Source organism: Qipengyuania oceanensis (genome assembly GCF_009827535.1).
In the GTDB taxonomy this organism is placed as follows: Bacteria; Pseudomonadota; Alphaproteobacteria; order Sphingomonadales; family Sphingomonadaceae; genus Qipengyuania_C; species Qipengyuania_C oceanensis.
Genome location: NZ_WTYN01000006.1, coordinates 29,746 through 44,603 on the forward strand (window position 1 = coordinate 29,746; position 14,858 = coordinate 44,603).

14 protein-coding genes are annotated in these 14,858 nt (G+C 64.7%); 6 read left to right on the top strand and 8 right to left on the bottom strand.

The genetic code is table 11. The annotated features are described in order from the left end of the window. Nucleotides 1-23 precede the first annotated feature (23 nt). Both GRI48_RS13700 and GRI48_RS13705 read right to left on the bottom strand, forming a co-directional pair. On the bottom strand, nt 24-1,343 hold the full coding sequence (locus GRI48_RS13700) for a cystathionine gamma-synthase family protein (protein ID WP_160677494.1): 1,320 nt from the start codon (nt 1,341-1,343) through the stop codon (nt 24-26). A 158-nt stretch (nt 1,344-1,501) separates the two neighbouring features. Continuing rightward, nucleotides 1,502-2,911: an SLC13 family permease gene (locus GRI48_RS13705; RefSeq protein WP_160677497.1), complete on the bottom strand. Its 1,410-nt coding sequence runs from the start codon at nt 2,909-2,911 to the stop codon at nt 1,502-1,504. Nucleotides 2,912-3,026: 115 nt separating this feature from the next. Here GRI48_RS13705 and GRI48_RS13710 point away from each other — a divergent pair, with 115 nt between their 5' ends. Next, entirely contained in the window at nt 3,027-3,671 is a 645-nt protein-coding gene (locus GRI48_RS13710) for a hypothetical protein (protein WP_160677500.1), read from the top strand. A 34-nt stretch (nt 3,672-3,705) separates the two neighbouring features. On the opposite strand, the gene GRI48_RS13715 is transcribed toward GRI48_RS13710, so the two are convergent. From GRI48_RS13715 to pdeM, 3 genes are all read right to left on the bottom strand, one after another. After that, nucleotides 3,706-4,314, bottom strand: a complete 609-nt coding sequence (locus tag GRI48_RS13715; protein ID WP_160677503.1) for a hypothetical protein — start codon at nt 4,312-4,314, stop codon at nt 3,706-3,708. 74 nt (nt 4,315-4,388) lie between these two features. After that, nucleotides 4,389-4,868 (bottom strand): translation initiation factor IF-3, encoded by a 480-nt coding sequence (gene infC, locus GRI48_RS13720; RefSeq protein ID WP_237451978.1) that lies wholly within the window; start codon nt 4,866-4,868, stop codon nt 4,389-4,391. Between the two features lie 138 nt (nt 4,869-5,006). After that, nucleotides 5,007-5,699 carry a ligase-associated DNA damage response endonuclease PdeM gene (gene pdeM, locus GRI48_RS13725; protein WP_160677509.1) on the bottom strand — a complete coding sequence of 231 codons (693 nt, stop codon included), beginning with the start codon at nt 5,697-5,699 and terminating at the stop codon, nt 5,007-5,009. A 44-nt stretch (nt 5,700-5,743) separates the two neighbouring features. On the opposite strand from pdeM, the gene hemF reads away from it, so the two are divergent. Continuing rightward, nucleotides 5,744-6,601 (top strand): oxygen-dependent coproporphyrinogen oxidase, encoded by an 858-nt coding sequence (hemF, locus tag GRI48_RS13730; protein ID WP_160677512.1) that lies wholly within the window; start codon nt 5,744-5,746, stop codon nt 6,599-6,601. Between the two features lie 140 nt (nt 6,602-6,741). After that, on the top strand, nt 6,742-7,869 hold the full coding sequence (locus GRI48_RS13735; RefSeq protein ID WP_160677515.1) for an MlaA family lipoprotein: 1,128 nt from the start codon (nt 6,742-6,744) through the stop codon (nt 7,867-7,869). Between the two features lie 3 nt (nt 7,870-7,872). Here GRI48_RS13735 and GRI48_RS13740 read toward each other — a convergent pair whose 3' ends face one another. Beyond that, nucleotides 7,873-8,760 (bottom strand): glycoside hydrolase family 16 protein, encoded by an 888-nt coding sequence (locus GRI48_RS13740; protein WP_202389376.1) that lies wholly within the window; start codon nt 8,758-8,760, stop codon nt 7,873-7,875. 168 nt (nt 8,761-8,928) lie between these two features. On the opposite strand from GRI48_RS13740, the gene GRI48_RS13745 reads away from it, so the two are divergent. From GRI48_RS13745 to GRI48_RS13755, 3 genes are all read left to right on the top strand, one after another. Further along, nucleotides 8,929-10,839: a M1 family metallopeptidase gene (locus GRI48_RS13745; RefSeq protein ID WP_160677518.1), complete on the top strand. Its 1,911-nt coding sequence runs from the start codon at nt 8,929-8,931 to the stop codon at nt 10,837-10,839. A gap of 92 nt (nt 10,840-10,931) precedes the next feature. Then, on the top strand, nt 10,932-13,022 hold the full coding sequence (locus GRI48_RS13750; protein WP_160677521.1) for a RelA/SpoT family protein: 2,091 nt from the start codon (nt 10,932-10,934) through the stop codon (nt 13,020-13,022). Further along, nucleotides 13,022-13,381: a VOC family protein gene (locus GRI48_RS13755; RefSeq protein ID WP_160677524.1), complete on the top strand. Its 360-nt coding sequence runs from the start codon at nt 13,022-13,024 to the stop codon at nt 13,379-13,381. Before GRI48_RS13750 ends, GRI48_RS13755 begins: the two co-directional genes overlap by 1 nt. Here GRI48_RS13755 and GRI48_RS13760 read toward each other — a convergent pair. Beyond that, nucleotides 13,378-13,728: a DUF1905 domain-containing protein gene (locus GRI48_RS13760; protein WP_160677527.1), complete on the bottom strand. Its 351-nt coding sequence runs from the start codon at nt 13,726-13,728 to the stop codon at nt 13,378-13,380. The genes GRI48_RS13755 and GRI48_RS13760 overlap by 4 nt on opposite strands. Continuing rightward, the gene (locus GRI48_RS13765) at nt 13,721-14,701 is read right to left on the bottom strand and encodes a peptidylprolyl isomerase (protein WP_237451979.1); all 981 of its coding nucleotides are present in this window, start codon (nt 14,699-14,701) and stop codon (nt 13,721-13,723) included. Before GRI48_RS13765 ends, GRI48_RS13760 begins: the two co-directional genes overlap by 8 nt. Nucleotides 14,702-14,858: the final 157 nt, after the last annotated feature.

The following is a 14,858-nucleotide window of genomic DNA, read 5'->3' on the forward strand; positions in this document are numbered from 1 at the left end:
CCGGAGCGAGGCTACGCGCGTGCTCAGACCTTGGCCAGCGCCTGTTCGAAATCCGCGATCAGGTCGTCCGCATCCTCGATCCCGATGCTGATCCGCACGAGGCTGTCGGTGATGCCGAGTTCCTGGCGGCGCCCGTGGGGGACGGACAGGTGCGTCATGCTGGCAGGGTGGCTGGCGAGCGTCTCTGTCCCGCCGAGGCTGACCGCGAGTTTCGCGACCCTGAGCGCATCGAGGAAACGGAAGCAGGCTTCCTCGCCGCCCTCGATGAAGACCGAAAAGGTCGAGCCCGCTCCGCTGCAATGCCGGTCGTAGATGTCCTGCTGGCGCGCATCCTCGATGAAGCCGAGGTAGCCGAGGCCGGTGACTTTGGGGTGGTTGCGCAGGAATTCGCAGACTTTCGCCGCGTTCTCGCCCGCGCGCTGCATCCGCAGCTCGACCGTCTCAAGGCTGCGCAGCAGCATCCAGGCAGTGTTCGGATCGGCGATGCCGCCCATCGTGTTGCGGAGCATGCGCACAGGGTCCATCCACTTCTTGTCGCCGGCGATGCTGCCCGCGACGAGGTCCGAGTGGCCGCCGACGTACTTGGTCAGCGAATAGGCAACGATGTCCGCGCCATTGTCGAGCGGGCGCTGCCACAGCGGACCCAGGAACGTGTTGTCGATCGCGATCGGCGTCGTTTCCGGATCGAGTGCAGCGTCGCGCGCATCGCGCACCGCCTCGACATCGACCAGCGCATTGGTCGGATTGCCGGGACTCTCGAGGTAGATCATCGCGACCTTGCCGCCGCTTTCTGCGGCCTGCGCCTTTGCCTTTGCGAGTACCGCGTCAAGCTCGTCCCGCGTCGCTCCGGCAGGGAAATCGACATAGGTCACGCCGAAGCGCGACAGCACCTTGGCGACGAAGCCTTCCGACGCCGCATAGAGTGGTCCGGAATGGACGATCACGTCGCCCGCGCTGCAGTAGGTCATCATAAGAACGCAGATCGCGGTCATCCCGCTGGAGAAGCACAGCGCATCCTCGGCCCCGTCCCAGATCGCGAGCCGGTCCTCAAGGATTTCCTGGTTCGGGCCGTTGAAGCGGGAATAGACCAGGCCTTCCGCGCCGCCCGGCCGCTGGCCGGTGATTCCTTCGAAATGCCGTTTGCCCGCTGCCGCGCTTTCGAAGGCGAAGGTCGAGGTCAGGAAGATCGGCGGCTTGAGCGATCCTTCGGACAGCGTGGGGTCGTAGCCATGGCCCATCATCAGCGTCGAGGGCTTCATGGTGCGCCCGTTGAGCGTGGTGACTTCGGGCTTGGGCTTGCGGCGCGGGGTGGGGGTGGTTTCGGCATCGACGGCGTCGGTCATCGGGCGGTCCTTCCATGGCAGTCACGCTCCCAGGAAGGCGGGAGCCGGTGGTGCCTGTCCGGCCGCCCGTTCCTAACCTCCGCAGGAACGCATCTGCCGACACGCGATAGTTTCAACTGCAATTATCGTGGCCGCAGACCGCTTTCAACCGTCGTCGCTCAGATGATCGCCGCAATCGCGAAGCACATGCCGACGATCAGGAAGATGCCGGCGATGTCGAGCACGAAACCCGCGCCGACCATGCGGGGCAGCGCGATGCGGCCGGTCGCCCAGCCGATCGCGTTCGGCCCGGTGCCTGCCGGCAGCATGAAGCCCCAACTCGCCGCGAGGGCGGCGGGCATGGCGAGCAGCAGCGGGTCGATGCCGAGCGCGACGACGAGGCTGGCGACCACCGGGATGATGGCGCTGGCGGTCGCCACGTTGCTCGCGAATTCGGTCACCACCACGACCATCGCGACGATGGCGAGCGCAATGACGAAGACGGGCACGCTGGCGAGGGGCAGCAGTGCATTGCCGAGCCATGTCGCGAGGCCGGATTCCTGCATGCCCGCAGCCAGTGCCAGCCCACCGCCGAACATCATGATGACGCCCCAGGGTGCCCGGTCGGCTTCTTCCCAGACCAGCAACGGACGGCCGGTTCCGTCCGGTACCAGAAAAAGGAACAGGCTCATGAAAATGGCGATCGTGCCGTCCGTCAGCGCACCTTCCGGCAAGAGCGGTTCGAGCCACGCCTGTCCCAGCCACAGGAGAAAGGTGATGCCGACCAGCGGCACGAGGCGCTTTTCCGCCGTGCTCCAGCTGGCATGGGTATCGATCGCGGCGCGAGCCTTTGCCACGTCGAATGGGTAATCGGCGACCTTTTGCACCCGCGCCACGATCCATGCGGCAAGCGGCACGCCCACGATCACGATCGGAATACCGAACATCATCCAGTCGAGGAAGCTGATCTTCACCCCGATCATCCGGTCGAGCAGGCCGACCGCGATGGCGTTGGTGGGCGAGCCGACGATCGTGCCGAGCCCGCCGATGGATGCGGCAAAGGCGATCCCGATCGGCAGCGCCCCGGCGAGGCCCAGCTTCTCGTCTTCGGCGATGCCGCCGCCAGCCAGCACTGCCAGCGCCATCGGCATCATGATCAGCGCAGTCGAGGTGTTGGAAATCAGCATGGAGAGGATCGCCGCACTCACCATGAAGGCAAGCAGCAGCCGCGATTGTCCGCCATTGGTGCCGATGGTCCGCAAAATGCCGAGCGACAGGCGGCGGTGGAGGCCGGTCCGCTCGATTGCCAGCGCGATGAAGGCACCGCCGAGGATGAGGAACAGGATCGGCGAATAATAGCTCGCCGCAGTATCCTTTGCATCGAGGATACCGGACATCGGCAGCACGAGGAACGGCAGCAGCGCGGTGACGGTAAGCGGAAGCGCCTCCGTCATCCACCAGGCTGCCATCCACACCACGAGCCCGCCGGCCAGGAACGCCTCGCGGGTCATTTCGGCAGGTGGCGGCAGGACGATCGTCAGCGCAAAGGCGATCAGCCCGGCCCAGAATCCGATCCGTTGCGCAGTCATGGCCCCTCCCGTCATGCGCACCATAACGACCGCCGCGCGGGCGACAAGCGACACCTTGCTGGTTGGTGAAAGGCAGGTTCAGGCCCGCATCAGCGGCCGGTGGTATGGTGCGGCCATGAACAGGATCGTCTCAATCGCCGGCGCCGCAGCGCTCGCCTTCGCCGGTTTCGCCGCCGTCACTGCCGCCCAGCCAGCCGCGCAGATGTGGGAGATCGGGCCGTTCGTGCAGGGCCAGAACAAGTCCGTCGGCATGCCGACTTCGATGACGCCTTCGCGCGATGGACCGTATTTTGACTTTCCCTATCCGACAGCGCGGGCGGGCCACGTCCATTACGTAACCGTGCCCGTCCGTTCGCTGGAAGGCGCACGCAAGATCATTCTGACCTATCGCATCGATGCCGAGCGCGGCACCCACTTCATCCCGCAGGAGAACCCCGCAGAGACCGCGACGCTGTCCCTCTACTTCCAGCGAGCCGGGGATCGATGGACGCGCAAATACCCGCTCCACAGGTGGTATGCGCCTGCCAATCGGCAAATGACGCTGCGACCGGGCACGCATCGTGTCAGCATCGCGCTCGACGAGCCCTGGACTTCGGTTCTCGGCGGGCACACGCCGCAGTCCCAGCAGCAGGGTTTCGCCGCCGCGTTGCGGGATACGCAGAGGGTCGGTTTCGTGCTCGGCTCCGGCAGCGGCCGAGGTCACGGTGTCTACGCCACGGCTCCGGCGCGGTTCACGATACTGGATTTCGAGATCGAGTAGCGTTTCGCGGGGCAGGGCAGGGGCGGTTGCCGCCTCAGACGCTGGGGGATTTGTCGAGCGCCAGGCTGGTAATGTGCCAGCGCAGGTCTTCGGCATTTGCGCCCGGTACATCGTTTACCCGACGCAGCACGACCGGGCCTTCGATCTTCACCGGGCGACCTTCGCCATCGCGCGCGGTCACGACGACCAGCGTGTTGTAATAGCTCGAACCGGCCGCCCCCTCGAGGACGCCGTCGCCGATTTGCACAGAGATATCCTGCAGACTTGCGAAGAGTGCGGCAAACTCGCTTTCGCTGCGCTGCTTGTCGTCGACGCGAGCGAGCAAGTCCCACGCCTGGTCGTAAGCTTTGAGTTCGATCATGCGGGCAAGGGAGAGCAGCACGTTGCGCGCGCCCTTCTTGCCGCGCTCGGCCTCGGGCGTCAGCACCGGCGGCGAAAGGTCGGGCACCTCTGCGCCCTGTTCGGCGACAGTGCCGCTGCCAACGGTTGAAGGAGTGGCTCGATCCGCGTCGTCGGGAGCGGGCGCTTCCGGTAGCGTGTCGGGCGCTTGCGTTTCGCTCGGGGCGCGCTGGCCGCAGCCTGCGAGCAACAGCGATAGGGCGACAGTGATGGCGAGAAAGCGATCGGGTCTTGGCTGGCTCATGCATGAAAAACCGGGGAAGCGCACATGGCGTTCCCCGGCCAATCATCATTCCGGCTTGGCTTGGTCGGACCGAATTACTTCGGCGCGAGTACCATCAGCATCTGGCGGCCTTCGAGCCGCGGGAATGCCTCGACCTTGGCCGTCTCCTCGACATCGTCGCGCACGCGGTTGAGCAAGTCCATGCCCAGTTCCTGGTGGGCCATTTCCCGCCCGCGGAACCGCAGCGTGATCTTGACCTTGTCGCCGTTGTCGATGAACTTGTTAACGTTGCGCATCTTCACGTCGTAATCGTGCGTGTCGATGTTGGGACGCATCTTCACTTCCTTGATGTCCTGCGTCTTCTGCGTCTTGCGCGCGGCATTCGCCTTCTTCTGCGCTTCGTAGCGGAACTTGCCGACATCGAGGAACTTGCACACCGGCGGATCGGCGTTGGGCGATACCTCGACGAGGTTCAGACCGACCCCGTTTGCCTGATCGATTGCTTCATTGGTGTACATCACGCCAAGGTTCTCACCGTTCTCGTCGATGACGCGAACCTTGTCGCTCTGGATCATGTTATCGTAGCGCGGGCCGCTTTTTACGGGCGGCTGCAATGTGCGCCGGGGTGGACGGGCTATGGGGCGTTCTCCTGAAATTGCCGTTCTGTATGCGGCGCTATGTAGGGTGAACGCGCCGGATTCGCCAGAAGGAATTCACGCAGCCGCCCGCCAGAGCGGTATTCGCGCCAGCCTTCCGCTGGCGGGCAATACGGCATCGATCGTCTGTGCCGGCTGCAAGGCCTTGAGAATGGCGGGATCGGCCGCGTTCATTCCCCCGGTAAGCGCACCGAAAGCCGGCAGGATGATCCGTCCGCCTCCGGTCGCGTCGGTGCTGACCACCGCGCAGGGCCTGCGCACGTGCCGCTGGCGCAGCTTGAGCTGCAGACGCGGGTGATAGTGGCCCGACATCTCGGGCAGGGATTCGCCGCGCCTGGCCTGGTGGCGCAGGACGATCCCGCCGAGTTGCATTTCCTCGACCAGCGTGCCGCCGCAGCGTGCCTCCATGGAAGGGTCGTGATTGCCCGTGATCCACACCCAGTCGACCGCGCGCGTGAGCGCCTCCAGCATACCGCAAGCATGCGGCTCCAGCCGGGTCGAACCATCCGAATCGTGGAAATTGTCGCCCAGCGTGATGACCCGCCGTGCGCCCGTTTCGCGGATCGCGAGCGCCACGCGCTCCAGCGTCTCGCGGCTGTCGTAAGGGGGCAGCATCTGCCCGTGGCGCGCGAAGAAACTCGCCTTTTCAAGATGCAGGTCGGCAACCAGCAGCGCGTTCTCGCGCGGCCAGTACAGCGCGCCGGACCGGGTCAGCGCGAATTCGTCTCCTGCGAACGAAAGGGGAACCATGCGCCGCTATTGCCCTGCCGGATTCCGCTTGGCAAGGGGGCCTGATGAGTGACTGGAAAGACGAGAGCGATCGGGCGCGCGGCTGGTTCGAGACCCTGCGTGACCGGATCTGTGCCGAGTTCGAGGCGATCGAGCGCGAGGCGGGATCGGACGCACGGTTCGATTACGCGAGGTGGGACCGCGAGGAAGAAGGCAATCCGGACCCCGGGGGCGGCACTCGCGGCCTGATGAAGGGCAAGGTGTTCGAGAAAGTCGGCGTGAACGTTTCGACCGTGCGCGGCAATTTCGCGCCCGAGTTCGCAGCCAGCATCAACGGAGCGGACGCGGACAATCCCGGCTTCACCGCTACCGGGATCAGCCTGGTGGCGCACATGGCCAACCCGCATGTCCCGGCAGTGCACATGAACACGCGTTTCCTGACCACCGGCAAGGCCTGGTTCGGGGGCGGGGCCGATCTCAATCCGCCGATTCCCTACGATGAGGACACGAGCGATTTCCACGCTCGTTTCCGGGCTGCGTGTTCGGCGCATAACCCGACCTATTACGACCGGTTCAGCAAGTGGGCCGACGAATATTTCTACATTCCCCATCGCGGCGTCCATCGGGGCGTCGGCGGGATATTCTACGATCACCTCGAATGCGACGATGCGCAGGCCTTCGAGCGCAATCTCGCCTTCACCCGCGACGTGGGCGAAGCGTTTCTCGATATATTCCCGCAACTCGTCCGCAGGCGGATGGACAGCGATTTCACGCCGGAGGACAAGTTGCGGCAACTCGAATGGCGCGGGCGCTACGCCGAATTCAACCTCGTTTACGACCGGGGCACGCTGTTCGGCCTCAAGACCGGCGGAAACATCGATGCTATCCTCATGAGCCTTCCGCCCGAAGCGGTCTGGACGTAAGGGACCCTTTGCACAAAGGGCACATGACGGGCTCGCGTTAGCCCGTCGGTAGCAAAAAGCCTTTAGAGCCAGCCGCATGTTGTTATAGGCTATTCGCATCGCCCGGGTTCTCCGGTCGAAGGCGCAGGAATTCGGGGAATATGATGGTTTCCAATCTCGCGATGGTGGTGGCACTCGCCGGCGCGCAGCCGGTGTGCGAAGCCGACGAGGTGTGCCTGCCCGAAACAGCCGGAGCGATGGCGCAGCAGACCGCCGTGGCCGGCGAAGAACCGCCGGTCGTCGAGACTCCGCCCGCCACTGAAGAGAGCGATCCGCAGGCCGAACAGCCGGTCGACGATCCTTCCATCATCGTGGTCGAAGGCGAAATCGGGCCGCCGCAGGGCGACCCTGCCGAGAAGCTCAACGCCGCGACCTACGAGGTCGTCCAGAAGATCGACGACGCGATCGTCGCGCCGGTCGCAGAGGTCTACGACCAGGGCATACCCAAGCCGATCCGCACGGGTTTGCGCAATTTCCTGCGCAATCTCGGGGAGCCGATCAACTTCCTGAACTTCCTCCTGCAGTTCAAGCCGAAGAGCGCGCTGCGCAGCGCAGGCCGTTTCTTCATCAACACGACCGTGGGCGTCGGCGGCCTGTTCGACCCGGCCACGCGCAAGTTCAACATCGAGCATCGCAGCAATGGCCTGGCCAACACGCTCGGCTTTTACGGGATAGGTCCGGGTCCGTACCTGTACCTGCCCTTCATCGGCTCGACCACGGTGCGCGACCTGTTCGGACGCTTCGTCGATCTGTCGATCATCCCGACGCTGGCGGGCCCTCCGTTCAACAAGCCGTATTATGCGATCCCGGTCGGGGCGCTCAATTCGCTCGAATCGCGCATCCTGGTCGACGACCAGATCGAGGCGATCCGCGAACGCTGCGGCGATGCCTACGGTGCAACGCGCGACATCTATCTCATCCAGCGCCAGCTCGAGATCGATGCACTGCGCAAGAAGACCTCGAAGGCGCTCGACGAACTGGTCGACCGGCTGGAGTTCAATTGCGACATCGACATCCTGACCGCCGGCGTAATGACGCCCGACGATCGCGACGACTTCGTCAAGAACAACACCAGCCTCCTCGGCAACGAGGTCAAGCCGGAAGAGGCGACCACCACTGAAACGGCGGTCGGCGAGGAAACGGCGATCGACGAGGCACCTGTGCCTGCTCCCGAACCGCAGATCGTCATCCGCTACGAATCGCGTCCGGTCGTCCAGCCGGTCGGTTGAGGATCAGTCGCTTGCGGCTGGAGGTGCGCTGACGCGGACCCAGTCGACGTACATGGCTGCTTCGCCGCGCTTGATCGCGTCGACGGTGCCTTGCGGCATCCCCGCGTAAGGTTTCCTGATCCCGTTGGTCTTGACCGGATAGGCTCCGCCGAGCGCGTAATTCAGGATGACATACTTGGGATTGTCGAAGCTCCAGCGGCCGTAATGTTCGACCATCGGCCGCGTGACCCGATAGGTCGGCCGTCCGTCGATCTCGAACACGATCGCGTCCCTGGTCCATTCCACGGCATAGTCGTGCCACTGGGTGACATCGGTTCCGGCGGGGAAGATGTACTTGTCGACCAGCGGCGTCTCGCCCGAATAGCCTGGGCCGTGAAGGGCCACGCCGACCCAGTCTTTCTCGCCCACATATTCCATGATGTCGATCTCGCCGGTGTCCGGCCACTTGTCGTTGCCCAGCAGCCAGAATGCGGGCCAGACGCCGACGTGATCGGTCATTTTGATCCGTGCTTCGGCGCGGCCGTGCGTGAAGTCGAACTTGCCCTGGGAATTGATGCGGCCCGAGATGAAGTCGGCCTTGCGGTCGGAACGGGGGTCTTCGCCGGGCCGATAGAGCGGCTTGAGGACGAGCGCCCCGCCATCGGCGCCGGGAAGCCCGTCCGCGATGAAGATGGTGTCCGGCGAATCGACATAGACCTGCTGTTCGTCGTTGACCCAGAACTCGCGGCCTTCGAAGTTCCATTTCGTGCAGTCGAGCGCCGTGCCGGAGAATTCGTCGGCGAAGATGATCCGCCGCTCGTTCGCCTGCGCAATGTCCGTGGCACCATCCGGAGCCGTAACGCAGGCGCTCGATGCAAGCGATGCCGCCATGATTGTCAAAACAGTTTTCATCGGCGTCTCCCAACCCTGATGTCCGATCTCTGATAACGTTATCAATACAGCGATTGCAACGCTTTGAAAGCCCGCACTGGTCTCGGGGACCATATTGCGCGATAGGCCGTTCACGAAAGATAATGGCCGGGTCGCGCATCCGGCACAGACATTGCCGGAGATATCTCGATGAAGCGTTTTGCCGTCCCGATCGCCATGCTGCTCGCCACGACTGCCTGCACGACGACCCAGCGGGTCGCGGACGGCAGCGACCTCGCGAGTTCGGCAGCCCCCATTGCGCCGATCCTGACGAGCGCGCAGGCGATCGACGAGGAGAGCTGGGCCGAGCCGCAAAAGGCGCGGGTCACTCATGTTGCCCTCGACCTCGATCTCGATTTCGCCCGGCAGCGCGTGGCGGGAACCGCCACGCTCGACGTGATGGCGAAGCCCGGCGTGTCCGAGATCGTGCTCGACGACAGGGGCCTGCAGATTTCCTCCATCACCGATGGCGCTGGGCGGATGCTCGAATGGTCCGTCGGCGCAGCTGCCGAAGGGGAGAAGGGCGCGCCACTGACCATCGGGTTAGATGGCGCCAGGAAGGTGCAGATCAGCTACGCGGCAAGCAAGGCCGACGCGCTGCAATGGCTCGATCCCGAACAGACCGCCGGCGGTCAGCACCCGTTCCTGTTCAGCCAGGGCCAGGCGATACTCAACCGCACCTGGATCCCGACGCAGGACAGCCCCGGTATCCGCCAGACTTGGGAAGCGCGCATCACCGCGCCCAAGCCGCTCGACGTCGTCATGAGCGGCGTGCGCCAGGGCAAGCCGGAGGACTTGGGCAATGGCCGCCGTGCCTTCCGTTTCGTCATGGACAAGCCAGTGCCGCCCTACCTCATCGCGATCGCAGCCGGCGACATCGACTTTGCCGCGACCGGGCCGCGCACCGGCGTCTGGGCGGAACCGTCAGTGCTGCCGCGCGCCGCTGCCGAAGTCGGCGATACCGAACAACTGGTCGAAGCTGCCGAAAGCCTGTTCGGCGAATATCGCTGGGGCCGCTACGACATGATCGTGCTGCCGCCGTCCTTCCCCTATGGCGGCATGGAAAACCCGGTGATGACCTTCCTCACGCCGACCTTCATCGCGGGCGACCGTTCGAACAACGGCCTGGTCGCGCACGAGCTGGCGCACAGCTGGTCCGGCAATCTCGTGACCTATGCAAGCTGGCGCGACGGCTGGCTGAACGAAGGCGTGACCTCCTACATCGAGAACCGGATCAGCGAGGAAGTCTACGGCAAGGCGCGGGCCGAGCAGGAATACGCGCTGAGCTATGCCGCGCTGGAAGCCATGGTGGCCCAGCAAGGCGCGACCAATCCGGTCACCGCCATGCGGACACCTGCAGGGACCAGCCCGTTCGATACCGACGGCGAGGCGATCTACGACAAGGGTACGGTATTCCTGCGCACGGTGGAGAACATCATCGGGCGCCAGCGCTTCGACGCGTGGCTGACGCAATGGTTCGACAATCACGCTTTCCAGCCAGCGACATCGGCGATGTTTCTTGCCGACCTGCGCGAAAAGCTCGTGCGCGGGGACCGGCAGCTCGAGCAGCGCCTGTTGCTCGACCAGTGGGTCTACGGCACCGGTCTGCCCGCCAATGCGCTGAAGCCCGATGCGCAGGCCTTTGCCGCCGTCGACGCTGCCGTCACCGCCTATGCTGCCAACCGGAGCCTGCCGACAGCTGCCGCCTGGCGCGCCTGGACCGCCGCGGAACAGCGCCGGTTCCTCGAGGAATTGCCCGAGGCGCTGAGCGCCAGCGATCTTGCCGCGCTCGACAAGCGGCTCGGCGTGTCGGCGTCGGGCAACAACGAGGTCCGCTTCCTGTGGCTCGAGGCGGCCCTGCGCAATCGTTACCAGCCCGCGGTCCCGCAGGCCGAGGAGTTCCTCGCGCGGGTCGGCCGCAACAAGTTCGTCAGTCCGCTGTTTCAGGCCCTGTGGAACACGGGCGAGTGGGGGCAGCCGATCGCTCGCCGCATCTATGCCGGGACGCGGGGCGGCTACCATGCCTACACGCGCGGCAAGGTGGACGCGATCGTCAGCTAGGCTGGCGCGCGCCCGAGCGGGCAGGACGGATTGTGGCAACCGTGCTTTTTGCGTTGCAATGCAGCGCGGATTGTCCACATCCTCACTGAGCCATGCTGCGCCAGTACGAACTCGTAGAGCGGGTCAAGGAATACGACCCGAACGCCGACGAGGCGCTGCTCAACCGCGCCTATGTCTATACGGTTCAGAAACACGGCACGCAGAAGCGCGCGAGCGGCGATCCCTACTTCAGCCATCCGGTCGAGGTTGCCGGCCTGATGACCGACCTGAAACTCGACCAGGAAACGATCATCACCGCGCTGCTCCACGACACGGTCGAGGATACGCTGGCGACGATCGAGGACGTCGAGGACAAGTTCGGCAGCGAGGTCGCGCGGCTGGTCGACGGCGTGACCAAGCTGTCCAAGATCGAAGCCATGCCCGAAGACGAGCGGGCGGCTGAGAACCTGCGCAAGTTCCTGCTCGCGATGAGCGAGGACATCCGCGTCCTGCTGGTCAAGCTTGCCGATCGGCTGCACAACATGCGCACGCTGCATTTCATCAAGTCGCCCGAAAAGCGCCAGCGGATCTCCCGCGAGACCATGGATATCTACGCGCCGCTGGCCGAGCGGGTCGGCATGTACGAATACATGCGCGAGATGCAGGCGCTGGCTTTCGAACAGATCGAGCCCGACGCCTACCAGACGATCACCGGTCGGCTCGAACAAATCCGCAATTCCGATGGCGGGCAGGTCGATGCGATCGCCCTTGCAATCAAGCAGGCGCTGGCCGAGGCGGGGCTCAAGGTCGAGGTTTCCGGCCGTGAAAAACACCCCTATTCGATCTGGAAGAAGATGGCCGAACGCCACGTTTCCTTCGAACAGATCACCGATATCATGGCCTTTCGCGTCATCACCGAAAGCGAGGAGGACTGCTATCGCGCGATGGGCGTGCTCCATCGCACCTGGCAATTCATTCCCGGCCGCTTCAAGGATTACATCTCGACGCCGAAGAACAACGGCTACCGTTCGTTGCATACCTCGTTGATCTACGAAAACTCGATGCGGGTGGAGGTGCAGATCCGCACCCGCGAAATGCACCGGACCAACGAGTTCGGTCTCGCCGCGCACTGGGCCTACAAGCAGGGCGATCGCCCGGACGGTCAGGTGAGCTGGCTGCGCGACCTGATCGAGATCGTGGATGCCAGCCACGACGCGGAAGAACTGCTCGAGCACACGCGGCTGGCGGTCTACCAGGACCGCATCTTCGCCTTCACGCCCAAGGGCGCGCTGTTCCAGCTGCCAAAGGGCGCGACACCGGTCGATTTTGCCTTTGCCGTCCACACCGATCTCGGTGCGCAGGCGGTCGGCGCGAAGATCAACGGTCGGCACATGCCGCTGCGCACAGCGCTCAACAACGGCGACGTGGTCGACATCATCAAGGGCAAGAACGCCGAGCCGCAACTCTCGTGGCTCAGCTTCGTCGTCACCGGCAAGGCGCGCGCCGCCATCCGCCGGGCGGTGCGCCTGAAGGAACGCGCCGAGGTCGCCTCTCTCGGGCGCAAGCTGCTCGACGAGATTTCCGGGCGGCTGCCGGCGAAGATCGGCAAGAAGGCCGTGCGCGAGGCGGTGCAGCGGCTCGAGATGGAGGACGAGGAGGACTTCCTCTACGCAATCGGCGCGCACAAGCTGGACGATCGCGAGGTGATGGAAGCCCTGCTTCCCGGCAGCACGGCCGATCTGGGCGACGATGCGGACTGGGGCCGCCAGGAACGCGCGATCTCGATCCGCGGGCTCACCGCCGGGGTCGGTTTCAAGCTCGCCGAATGCTGCCACCCGGTACCGGGCGACCGGATCGTCGGACTTCGCCGCCCGAGCGAGGGAGTCGAGGTGCACACCATCGATTGCCTCGAACTTGCCAGCGGGATCGACACCGACTGGCTCGACCTTTCCTGGGACAAGCGATCGTCCGGCGCGATCGGGAGGCTGCGCGTGACGCTCTACGATCGTCCGGGAACGCTCGCCGAGATGGCGACGATCTTCGCGCAGAACCACGCCAATGTAAAAACGCTAGAACAGGCCGAGCAGGATCCGCCGTTCGCCGTCTGGAGCGTCGATCTGGACGTAAAGGACCTGGCGCATCTGACCCGGATTCTCAGCGCGCTGCGCGCCAGCGATGCGGTTGCCCAGGCAGAACGCGGCTGATGGCTATCGTCGGCCTGGATCACGTCCAGCTGGCAATTCCGGAAGGCGGCGAGGACGAGGCACGGCGTTTCTTCGTCGACCTGCTGGGCATGAACGAAGTGCCCAAGCCGGCCAACCTGTCGCCTAGCGGGTGCTGGTTCACCGGCGGAACGATGAGCCTGCATCTCGGCGTCGATCCTGATTTTCGGCCGGCAAGAAAGGCGCATCCCGCGCTGCTGGTCGATGATCTCGACGGGCTGCGCATCCGGCTCGAGGACGCCGGCTGCGTGACGAAGGACGACAAGCCGGTCGCAGGCTATCGCCGCTTCTTCACCGAGGATCCGTTCGGTAACCGCATCGAACTGATGCAGAAGGCCTAGAGCAGCTTCAGCTCGACCGCGACCTCGTCGCCCTCGGCCAGATCTTCCGCACGCATCACCTTCTTCGAGACGAGGAGGATCCACTCGCGTTCCTGTTGCGCGATTGCTTGTCCGCTCGATGGCGAGGGGGTCTGCGGAAACACCGACGTCTTCCAGCCGGTATCGCCGATCCTTGCGATGACCTTGACCGATCCGAAGCCACGCCGGCCGCCGAATTCCAGGCGGCGCAGCCGTTCGTGCATGGCGATCGCTTTCGCCGGACTGCCGGTCAGCGTGACGAGGTGATACGTTCCGCGTTCGCCTCGCCAGCAGCTCAGCGGGACGCGGGCGCGAACCTGCTCAGTCATCCTTCACCGGGCGGATCGGGACGCGCAGATTGCACACGTCGATGCCGCCGGCGCCGACCTTGTAGAATGAATCGTCGCGATTGGCCGAGACCTCGGCATAGGCTGCGAAGCTGTCGCTGGAAGTCGACAGATACTCGAAACGGGGCGCCTCGGCCAATTCGTTGCCCAGCCGCACCGACACTATCGGCGTATGTTCCGCCAGCGTCTCGTAGACTCCTGCATCGCCGGTGCCGCGGGGCAGGGTGGATAGGTGCTGCATGCCCATGATGACCCGACCGACCACCGCGATGTTGCGGTCTAGCTGCCGGGGCGCGTGGCCGATCACGGCATAGAGTTCGGCCCCGGTGCCGGTGTCGGGCGAGAGGTCGCGCGCGACCCCGACCGAGCCGTAGCAGTGGACGGGCCAGCGGCGTAACACCCGGGTTCCGTCTGCAATCTGCAATCCGATGGGCCAGCCATCGTTGAAGGTCGCGCTTTCGGCGTAGGCATCGACCAGTTCTGGCCGAGGATGCCAGAGGACGATCACGTCCTCTTCCGGCTTTGCGGCGACCGTCTCGTCGACATATTGGCTCTCCGGCACGACATTCAGCCCCGTTGGCAGAGGTTTGGGCGTACCGCCTTCCTCCTCGCCGTCGCCCCACTGGACGACCCAGTTGTCGACCGAGCGGTAGACCGAAAGCCCGTCCCACCAGTGCGCCTTGGCGAGCGTCTGGATGTTCTCGACCCATCCCTTGCTGAACGGCGCGGGCATCAGCTGGATGATGACTTCGCGGTCCTTGCCATCGGCATCCGGGGCCAGGGTCATCACCAGCAGGTCCGCCGGATCGATCGCCACCCAGTCCGTTTTCGGTGCTCCTTGTACGATGGATGCAGGTGTCGGCTTTTCCGCCTTTTCCTGCGCGATGAGGGGCGAGGGCAGGAGCATGGCTGCGAGCGCGGTCGCGGCCAGTGCCGCCATCGATGATCTGTTCATGGCCACGAGGTCTGCCACGGCTTGCGCGACCTGACAACGCCCGCTAGAGGCGCGCGTTCTTGGTTGGCCTACCGCGCTATGCGCTACTTGAGGCCGAGGACGGATCACCAGGGTCCATTGCACTCAAGCCACTGAGCGGTAGTGCAGGCAAGTACGC

Excerpts from the sequence above, each read along its gene's own strand:
- GRI48_RS13700 (WP_160677494.1), bottom strand. The coding sequence starts at position 1,343 with ATGACCGACGCCGTCGATGCCGAAACCACCCCCACCCCGCGCCGCAAG.
- GRI48_RS13705 (WP_160677497.1), bottom strand. The coding sequence starts at position 2,911 with ATGACTGCGCAACGGATCGGATTCTGGGCCGGGCTGATCGCCTTTGCG.
- GRI48_RS13710 (WP_160677500.1), top strand. The coding sequence starts at position 3,027 with ATGAACAGGATCGTCTCAATCGCCGGCGCCGCAGCGCTCGCCTTCGCC.
- GRI48_RS13715 (WP_160677503.1), bottom strand. The coding sequence starts at position 4,314 with ATGAGCCAGCCAAGACCCGATCGCTTTCTCGCCATCACTGTCGCCCTA.
- infC (WP_237451978.1), bottom strand. The coding sequence starts at position 4,868 with ATGATCCAGAGCGACAAGGTTCGCGTCATCGACGAGAACGGTGAGAAC.
- pdeM (WP_160677509.1), bottom strand. The coding sequence starts at position 5,699 with ATGGTTCCCCTTTCGTTCGCAGGAGACGAATTCGCGCTGACCCGGTCC.
- hemF (WP_160677512.1), top strand. The coding sequence starts at position 5,744 with ATGAGTGACTGGAAAGACGAGAGCGATCGGGCGCGCGGCTGGTTCGAG.
- GRI48_RS13735 (WP_160677515.1), top strand. The coding sequence starts at position 6,742 with ATGATGGTTTCCAATCTCGCGATGGTGGTGGCACTCGCCGGCGCGCAG.
- GRI48_RS13740 (WP_202389376.1), bottom strand. The coding sequence starts at position 8,760 with ATGAAAACTGTTTTGACAATCATGGCGGCATCGCTTGCATCGAGCGCC.
- GRI48_RS13745 (WP_160677518.1), top strand. The coding sequence starts at position 8,929 with ATGAAGCGTTTTGCCGTCCCGATCGCCATGCTGCTCGCCACGACTGCC.
- GRI48_RS13750 (WP_160677521.1), top strand. The coding sequence starts at position 10,932 with ATGCTGCGCCAGTACGAACTCGTAGAGCGGGTCAAGGAATACGACCCG.
- GRI48_RS13755 (WP_160677524.1), top strand. The coding sequence starts at position 13,022 with ATGGCTATCGTCGGCCTGGATCACGTCCAGCTGGCAATTCCGGAAGGC.
- GRI48_RS13760 (WP_160677527.1), bottom strand. The coding sequence starts at position 13,728 with ATGACTGAGCAGGTTCGCGCCCGCGTCCCGCTGAGCTGCTGGCGAGGC.
- GRI48_RS13765 (WP_237451979.1), bottom strand. The coding sequence starts at position 14,701 with ATGAACAGATCATCGATGGCGGCACTGGCCGCGACCGCGCTCGCAGCC.